This window comes from Streptomyces sp. NPDC090021 (assembly GCF_044748225.1).
Classification (GTDB): Bacteria; Actinomycetota; Actinomycetes; order Streptomycetales; family Streptomycetaceae; genus Streptomyces.
Window position 1 is genome coordinate 26,545 of sequence record NZ_JBIVFO010000060.1, and the last position, 7,740, is coordinate 34,284.

At 73.5% G+C, this 7,740-nt stretch carries 8 protein-coding genes and 3 pseudogenes; 4 read left to right on the forward strand and 7 right to left on the reverse strand.

Annotated elements, in window-relative coordinates:
• Nucleotides 1-223 precede the first annotated feature (223 nt).
• A complete protein-coding gene (locus ACIPXC_RS32555) occupies nt 224-1,348 on the reverse strand; it encodes an alpha/beta hydrolase-fold protein (RefSeq protein WP_401625385.1) in 1,125 nt (374 codons plus the stop codon).
• Between the two features lie 93 nt (nt 1,349-1,441).
• Between ACIPXC_RS32555 and ACIPXC_RS32560 the strand changes: the two genes are divergently transcribed.
• Complete coding sequence (locus tag ACIPXC_RS32560; protein ID WP_386454288.1) at nt 1,442-1,654, forward strand: MbtH family protein; 213 nt, start codon at nt 1,442-1,444, stop codon at nt 1,652-1,654.
• 90 nt (nt 1,655-1,744) lie between these two features.
• Nucleotides 1,745-1,906 (forward strand): annotated as a pseudogene (locus tag ACIPXC_RS32565) (amidohydrolase); the annotation flags it as partial.
• Nucleotides 1,907-1,968: 62 nt separating this feature from the next.
• On the opposite strand, the gene ACIPXC_RS32570 reads toward ACIPXC_RS32565, so the two are convergent.
• A complete protein-coding gene (locus ACIPXC_RS32570) occupies nt 1,969-2,346 on the reverse strand; it encodes a helix-turn-helix transcriptional regulator (protein ID WP_401625389.1) in 378 nt (125 codons plus the stop codon).
• Between the two features lie 194 nt (nt 2,347-2,540).
• On the opposite strand from ACIPXC_RS32570, the gene ACIPXC_RS32575 reads away from it, so the two are divergent.
• Nucleotides 2,541-3,473 carry a SigB/SigF/SigG family RNA polymerase sigma factor gene (locus ACIPXC_RS32575; protein WP_401625392.1) on the forward strand — a complete coding sequence of 311 codons (933 nt, stop codon included), beginning with the start codon at nt 2,541-2,543 and terminating at the stop codon, nt 3,471-3,473.
• Between the two features lie 11 nt (nt 3,474-3,484).
• Nucleotides 3,485-3,766, forward strand: a pseudogene (locus ACIPXC_RS32580) (mechanosensitive ion channel family protein); the annotation flags it as partial.
• Here ACIPXC_RS32580 and ACIPXC_RS32585 read toward each other — a convergent pair.
• From ACIPXC_RS32585 to ACIPXC_RS32605, 5 genes and pseudogenes are all read right to left on the reverse strand, one after another.
• Nucleotides 3,747-4,589 (reverse strand): class II glutamine amidotransferase, encoded by an 843-nt coding sequence (locus ACIPXC_RS32585; protein WP_401625395.1) that lies wholly within the window; start codon nt 4,587-4,589, stop codon nt 3,747-3,749. The pseudogene ACIPXC_RS32580 and the gene ACIPXC_RS32585 sit on opposite strands and share 20 nt — an antisense overlap.
• A 162-nt stretch (nt 4,590-4,751) precedes the next feature.
• On the reverse strand, nt 4,752-5,003 hold the full coding sequence (locus ACIPXC_RS32590) for an EF-hand domain-containing protein (RefSeq protein ID WP_401625398.1): 252 nt from the start codon (nt 5,001-5,003) through the stop codon (nt 4,752-4,754).
• 252 nt (nt 5,004-5,255) lie between these two features.
• Complete coding sequence (locus ACIPXC_RS32595) at nt 5,256-6,344, reverse strand: PI-PLC domain-containing protein (RefSeq protein ID WP_401625401.1); 1,089 nt, start codon at nt 6,342-6,344, stop codon at nt 5,256-5,258.
• A gap of 146 nt (nt 6,345-6,490) precedes the next feature.
• Nucleotides 6,491-6,997: a hypothetical protein gene (locus ACIPXC_RS32600; RefSeq protein ID WP_401625404.1), complete on the reverse strand. Its 507-nt coding sequence runs from the start codon at nt 6,995-6,997 to the stop codon at nt 6,491-6,493.
• 370 nt (nt 6,998-7,367) lie between these two features.
• Nucleotides 7,368-7,649: pseudogene (locus ACIPXC_RS32605) on the reverse strand (EamA family transporter); the annotation flags it as partial.
• Nucleotides 7,650-7,740: the final 91 nt, after the last annotated feature.

Below are 7,740 nucleotides of genomic sequence, written 5' to 3' on the forward strand. Positions count from 1 at the left end.
GCGGCGGGCGAGCTGCTCGGACTCCGTCCGGGCCGGCGCGGACCGGCAGGCGTCGGTGAACGTCCAGAAGCCGGTGTCGGTGCTCCGGGCGCTCCGGGCGCTCCGGGTGGGGCTGGTGGGGCTGGTGGCGTTCGGGGCGCCGCCGAAGTCGGCGAACGGACGCCGAACGCCAGGCGTTCCACCGGCGACGCCACGCCTCCCTCGACTCGGGAGGGCAGAGGGCCTACCCCAGGGCCCAGGCGACGTCCCTGAGCAGGGCGTGGCGCCAGCCCGCGCGGTCGTGGGCCGACGGGGAGCGCGAGACGCGCACGGTCGCGCCCGCCCGGGCGACCAGGGACTCGACCAGGGCGCAGTGGGGCAGCATCCGCGTCTCGTGTTCCCCCACGTCGAAGGCGACCCGCAGCCCCGACAGGTCGACGCGCTCGCGCAGCCGCGCCGCAACGGCGCCGCCGAGCGGGCCGCCGAGGGGATCCGGGAGGCCGGGGGCGCCGGGCGTCCACCAGAACGACGGGGACTGGCAGGCGACCCGTGACACCAGGTCCGGGAACTCCAGCGCCGCGTACACCGCGCTCAGTCCGCCGAGGCTCTGCCCGGCGACCACCAGAGCGTCCCGGTCCGCGGGCAGGCCCGTCTCCGCCACCAGCGGCAGGAGTTCGTCCCGTACGGCCTCCCACAGCCCGGGGCGGCACGCGAACTCGGCCTCCCGGTCCCTGGTCGGCAGGAAGACGAGGGTGACGGGCGGCATGTCCCCGGCCTCGACGGCCGCGTCGAACGCCGCCAGGGCCGGGTGCAGGTACAACCAGTCGTCCCCGTCGAGCAGCAGGACCACCGGTCCGCCGCCGCCCGCCGGGTGGACGCGTACGGTGCGCCGCCCCCCGAGCCGTTCACTCGTCCAGCGGACCCGGGTGCGCGGCAGGGGCAGCACCTGGTCGGCGCCCGTGCCGAGGACGGGCCAGTACGGCTGGGCCGGGGCGTCCGGGGTCGCCGCGATGGAGCGGTCCCCGCCCACACCGACGGGGTTGAACGGGTCGGCGGACTCCGCCCCGTCCACGAGGAACCGGTAGGTGACCCGCAGCCGCGCGGGCATGCGCACCTGCGCGTACCAGCAGTCCGTGTCGCCCCACCGGTCCAGCGCCACCGGGGCCGACCAGCTCTCGAAGCCGATGCTCGCGGGCGAGCCGCGCCACAGGAACAGGGTGGTCCAGCCGCCGTCCCCCGAGGGGACCGACGCGGGTGTTCCGGCCGCCGCCCAGAACGCTTCGGAGCCCGGTTCGCCGGGCAGCCCGTACGCGGCGAAGGCGTCCCCCGCGGCGCCGCCGCGGCCGGGGGCGGGATCGGTCGGGCGCATGCGGGTCTCCTTGTGAGCGGCAAGGGGAGGGACTAAGCTCGTTGCAATTAGGCGAGCCTAACCTAATCGTGACGTTCCGGGGAGGCAACGACCGTGACCACCAACCCCTTCGACGACGCCGAGGGCCGCTTCCTCGTCCTGGTGAACGACGAGGGCCAGCACTCGCTCTGGCCGTCCTTCGTCGACGTGCCCGGCGGGTGGACGATCGCCCTCGGCGAGACCAGCCGGGAGGCCTGCCTGGACTTCGTCGAGGCCAACTGGACCGATCTGCGCCCCCGTTCCCTCGCCCGGTCGATGGACGACTGACCCCCGCGCGGTCCACCCGGCCCGTCCGCGCACATCCGATCCGGTAGGCAGCCGACGGCGCCGGCCGACCACCACTGGGCACCTCGACCGATGCTGTGCACCCGGCTGACCAACGCCCGTTTCCTCACCAGGGACCCAGACCGTCCCGTGGCCCACGAGCTCGGCATCTGGCGGGGCCGGATCGTCGGCCTGGACGGCGCCGTCGCCGCCCTGCCCGCCCGCGAGGTGATCGACCTGCTCGCCGCCGACGTCCCGCACGAGGACGGCTTCCTCAGCAGGACGGGTCAGCGGGACGGTAGCCGCGCGCACGCTCGTCACGGCAGGGGAAGGGCCCCGTCGTCGGGGACGCCGTCCGCGGACTCGGCGGCGGGCGGCGCCGTCGGTGTGCCCGGCGGTCCCGAGAGATAGGCCAGGAGGCCGGCGATCTCACGGCCGGCCTCCGCCGGGTGGCGGAAGCGGGCGCCGGGCGCGATGGCGTAACGGTTGCGCCGGCCGTCCCGGGTCCGTGTGAGGTAGCCGTCCGTCTCCAGGTCCGTGACGATCGCCTGAACCGTACGCTCGGTGAGGCCGCAGTCCGCGGCGATGTCGCGCAGCCGGGCCCCCGGGTCGCGCGCGATGGCGATCAGGACCCGGGCGTGGTTCGTCAGGAAGGTCCAGTGGTTCCGGCGGGAACCCGTGTGCTCGTTCTCCACTCCGACATTCTTGAGTGGCCACTTGCGAAAAGCAAATCCAGAAAAGCGTTTCCGGTATAACTTGACGTGTGTCCGGGGAGCCCGGCAGGGTGCAGGGAAGCGGAAGGAGACTTCCGCCCCGACCGAACGACCGAGCAAGCGACCGAGCAATCGCGCAACGCGCCGCAAGCACCTGTGCCCAAGGAGCGAAGACGATGACCATCACGGCCACGACCGAGGCAACGACCGAGGCAACGCCCCCCACGACGGCCGCCAGCCCCACCGGTGGCGCCGCGGCAGCGGGCCCCGCCCCCGGCGGGCTGCCCGAGGTGCCCTGCCCGCGGGAACTCTCCACCTGCGACGCACGGGAGCTGACCAGGGTCTTCTTCGAGCGGCTGCGGAACCTCGAAGAGGGCACCCGTGAGTACCAGTACGTGCGCGGCACGCTGATCGAGATGAACATCTCACTCGTGAACTTCGTCGCCCGCCCGTTCCGCGACCGGCCCGGCGGCCCCGAGAACGAGGACATCGTCCAGGTCGGCGTCATCGGCCTGATCAAGGCCATCGACCGGTACGACCCCGAGCGCAACACCCAGTTCACCACGCTCGCCGTGCCCTACATCACAGGTGAGATCAAACGCCACTTCCGGGACACCACGTGGGCCGTGCGCGTCCCGCGCCGACTCCAGGAGCAGCGCCTGCTGCTCGCGAGGGCGACGGAGGAGCTGACCTCCGCGACCGACCACGCCCCCACTCCGGCGGAACTCGCCACCCATCTCGGCCTCACCGAGGACGAGGTCCGCGAAGGCCTGGTCGCCGCCAACGGCTACTCCTCCCAGTCCCTCGACACGCCCCAGCAGTCCGACGGCGGAGGCAGCGGCACCCCCGCGAACGGGCAGCCCGCACGCTCCCTGGCCGAGACCGTCGGCGACCTCGACCCCGCCCTGGCGGCCGTCGAGGACCGGCAGGCCCTCGCGCCGCTGCTCGCCGACCTGGACGAGCGCAGCACCCGCATCCTGGAGCTCCGCTTCGGCCAGGAGATGACCCAGGCGGAGATCGGCGAGAAGGTCGGGCTCTCCCAGATGCACGTCTCGCGCCTGCTCGCCCGCACGCTGGGGAACCTGCGAGAGGAGCTGCTGCAGGACTGACCCGCGGTCCGCGCGAGAAGCTGAAGGAGATCCTCGACGGCTGCGCGGCCTGGGACGGCCGGGGCTGGGGCCCGGCCGTCACCGCGTCCACCCCCACCACCATCGTGGTACGCGCGATCGTCGCCGCCAAGGACCCGGACCTGCTGTGGACCGCCCGTTGCGAGGTCCGCGAACAACTGGTGGCCTGGCCGGCCGAGCAGCACCCGTACGCCCTGCCCCGCGTCGGCACGGCCCCGGCCGTGCCCGCGCCCCGCGCGCAGACCCGTACGGGGGTCAGGCCACCTGCGGCGTGAACGGGTACAGCCCGTCCGCGCCCGCCCGTACGACGCCGTAGCTGCTCTCCGGCACCTCGTTCCACGCGCCCGGCAGGTCCCCGAGCGGCTCGGACACCACCAGACGGGTCTCGTCGGAGGCCTCCTGGAGGAAGCGGATGTCGGGGTGCAGCCTGCGCAGCGCGTCCACCCGGCTGCTGTAGTACAGCGACCGCGAGGCGCCCTGGCTGGAGTAGCGGAAGGCCCACGTACTGGTCCCGTCGGTGACGGCCACCGTCATCTGCATCGGGAACTCCACGCCGTGCTCGTGGCCGACCCGCTCCACCACGCCCACCATCCGGGCCACCGCGGCCGGCGGGTCCTCCTCCAGACCGAAGGTGAGCGCCAGGTGGAACATGACCTCGGAGTCCGTCGTGCCCTCGATCTCCCCGAACAGCGCGGGATCGACGAGGAGCATGAGGTCCCTGCGCATCGTGTGGAAGCCGGAGACAGCCCCGTTGTGCATCCACATCCAGCGGCCGTGCCGGAACGGGTGACAGTTCGTCTGCTGCACCGCCGTGCCCGTCGACGCCCGGATGTGGGCGAAGAAGACGGGGGAGGTGACGTGGTCCGAGAGCTCCCGCAGGTTGCGGTTGTTCCAGGCGGGCCCGACGTCCTTCATCAGGGCGGGCGTGCCGTCGCCGCTGCCGCCGTCGGGATACCAGCCGATGCCGAAGCCGTCGCCGTTGGTCGTCTCCACGCCCAGCTTCGAGTGGAGGCTCTGGTCGATCAGCGAGTGGGCGGGTTTGTACAGGATGGTGTCGAGCAGCACGGGAGTTCCCGAATACGCCAGCCACCGGCACATGAGCGATCACCTGACTCGTCCGCCCCGTCCGGGTCGACCGCGGCGCGGGCTGGCCGGGGCCGTAACCGCCCGCGCAGGCGCCCCGTCGCCCCTGTCATTCTCCCGCCGCCCGACGGGCGCCGCACGCCGGGCGGCCGCCCGCCCGCCCGGACGGCGCGGCCGCTACCAGCCGAAGCGGCGGTCGACCACGGCCGCGAACTCCTCGAAGCTCAGCACCCGGTCGCCGTTCTGGTCCGCCGCGTCGAAGAGCGCCGAGGAGTCCTCGGTGTCCCCCACACCCCAGAGGGGGATCGCCCCCTGCGCGGCGAGGGTCGGTCCCTTGGAGCGCAGGGCGCCGATGACCTCGGCGCGCGTCAGGGTGCCGTCCTGGTCGAGGTCGAGGGCGTCGAACAACCGCCGTGCCTTCTCACTCATCACATGTCCTCTCCACGGTGCACGCGCCGTCCGGGCCGGCGGGTCCTGCCGGAGAGGACGCGACGCGCCCCCGCGAGGTTGCCTTCGGGCCGGGATCCGCCCGCCGGGCCGGTTGAACGGCAGCCGGCCCGCTACGACCCCCGATCCCGGCGGACACCAGGGGCGGCCGGGACGCCGTCGGTGACCTGCGGTGCCCCGGGTCATCCTGCCCGAACCCGGCCCGGCCCGGCCCGGTAGAGCGCGAAACCCCTTCTAGCGACGCGCGTCGAGCTCGGCGACGATCGACGCGGGGGTGTGACCGCCGCCGTCGGACAGGCGGTGGAAGTCGACCGAGACGAAGTTCGGGTCGCGGCCCCCGGCCGCGGGCCGGCACTGCTCGGCGATGCGGTTGCGCAGCTTCGCGCCGTTGTCCAGGGCCGCCGTCATCACGGTGGGCACGTTGCGGTGGTGGCTCATCGTGAACAGGCGCCGGAAGCCCGGCTCCTGCCGGTCCAGGGGCACGTCGGACCAGCGGCTGACACACGTCAGGTCGTCGCCCAGGTCCCCGAGGCTCCAGAAGTTGCTCACGGTCCAGGACCTGTCGTACATGATGCCCAGGTTCTCCCGGTCGGACCGGTCGGAGAAGACCAGCAGCCGTCGGCCGGAGGTCACGAGGTCGGCGACCTTCGGCCATCCGTTCTGCCGTACGCCCCACTCGTCGGGCCGGAAGAGCAGGTCGGACAGCCCCCGGACCCGGCCGAGGGACTGCCGCAGCTGCTCGGCGCTCACGTAGTCCTCGAGGAAGACCGTCACGACCTCCTGGGGGTGGGCGGCGAGAAAGTCCACCACGGTCTGCATCGTGCCGTGGAAGGACTGGCGCGGCAGGGCGTACGTGGCACCGGCGAAGGCCTTGCAGTCGCCGTGGCACAGGTACACGTCGCTGGGGTAGCAGTCGCTGCCGAAGCTGATGACGCACAGCCAGGTGCTGCGCTCGTACCAGTGGGTGTCCAGGCTCAGGCCGCGCACGCCGCCCTCGAGCTGGGCGCGCACCGATTCGGACTGGTTCACCGAACTCCAGCGGGAGTCCTGGTAGTTGGTGAAGGCGTTGTGGGTGGTCAGGAAGGAGACCTCGTCAAGGCGCCGGTCGCCCCAGCGGGCGTCCGCCGCGGCGGCGGACGGTGAGCCGGGCGGCGCGGCTGCGGGTGGGTGGGTGGCCGTGGCCGTGGCGGAGGCGGTGGTCACGGTGCCCAGCATCGCCAGCAGCAGGAGGCATACCAGGGTGCGGAGGGTGCGGCGGCTCCGTGGAGCGCGGCGCGGACGGCCACGGAACGGCCCTGCTTGCCTCATGTCCATGTCAATCATGCCGGGAGGGTAGCGCGTCGCCCGCCACCCCGCCCCCCTCCGGGCGCGGACGACCGGCGGACGATCGTGCCGAGGGGCGCCCGCGACCGCGTCGGCCGTGTCCGGCGCCGCCGACCGCCACTGCCGGCCGGCGGGCCCGTGGGGGCTCAGTAGCGCAGGGCCGTGCCGGTCTGCGCCGTCACCGTTCCGGACAGTTTGTGCGTGCTGCGGGCCGTACCCTGCCCGGTGCCCTTCCCGGGGACGTCGGAGACCGTCACCACCACGGTGTCCACGAGGTTGCCGCTCTCGTCCTTGAACTCGACCTGCACCGCGAAGGACTTGGTGGCGTCGTCGGTGTTCCGTACGGTCACGGGGACCGTCGTGTACCCGTCGGTGGCGGTGACCACGGTCCCCAGGGACACCTGGTCCTTGGCGTTGACGCCGTCCTTGACGTCGGCGAGCTTGTCCTTCGCCACGGCGGCCGCGGACTCGGCGGCCTTCGCTGCCTCCGAGGCGGCCGACGAGACGGCCTCCCCGGCCGACCTCACCGCCGACGCGGCGCTGGAGACGGCCCCGGACGGGTTGCCCTCGCCGCCCGAACAGGCCGCGGCGCCGAGTGCCACCGCCGACAGCACCACACCTGCCGCACCACGCATCCACGCGACCTTCGCCACCACGCCTCCACGACTCCACGGATGTTCCGGACCCCTCAAGTCAACGGCCCGGCGGCCCGGATGCCCACTGCACGGGGCATCCGGGTGAGGCGCGGCCGCCGGCGCCACCGGGCGCGCGCGCCGTCAGGGGCGGCCCGCGGCGCCGGGCGCTGCTCGTGGACGCGCAGGTGGAGGGCGGCGAGGTCCGGCAGGGGAGTGGCCACCTCCGGCGTGCGGGCCGGACGGGTGAGGTCGGTCAGTACATGGTCGGCCTGGCGTCGGCACCCCGGGGATCAGGCCGCGGTAGAGGGACGGCGTCGGCGGCGGGCCGGGGGTCGTGACCGTCGCCCGGGTGAAGACCGGCTCAGCCTCGGGCACCGGGTGAGGATCCTCATGTGCGGGTGCCCTTCGTGTGCACGAGCGGAGTTCCGTCCGCGGGAGTCCGCGGGTCGCGAGGGTCGCGAGGGGTGCGAGGGGTGCGAGGGGTGCGAGGGGTGCGCGGCGCGTACCGGGAGACCGCCACACCGGCCAGGCACAGCGCCCCGCCCAGCAGCGTCAGCCAGGCCGGTACCTCGGCCAGCAGGGCCCAGCTCAGCAGGACGACGATGGCCGGGACGGCGTACGTCGTCGCGCCGAGCCGGCCGACGGGCATGCGTGCCAGCGCGTACGTCCATCAGTTCCTCCGCTGGGTATCCCCGGCTTCAGCCGGGGCGGGAAAGCGGAACGGTGCGGAGCACCGTTGTTCGTTGACGTCAGGACAGAGG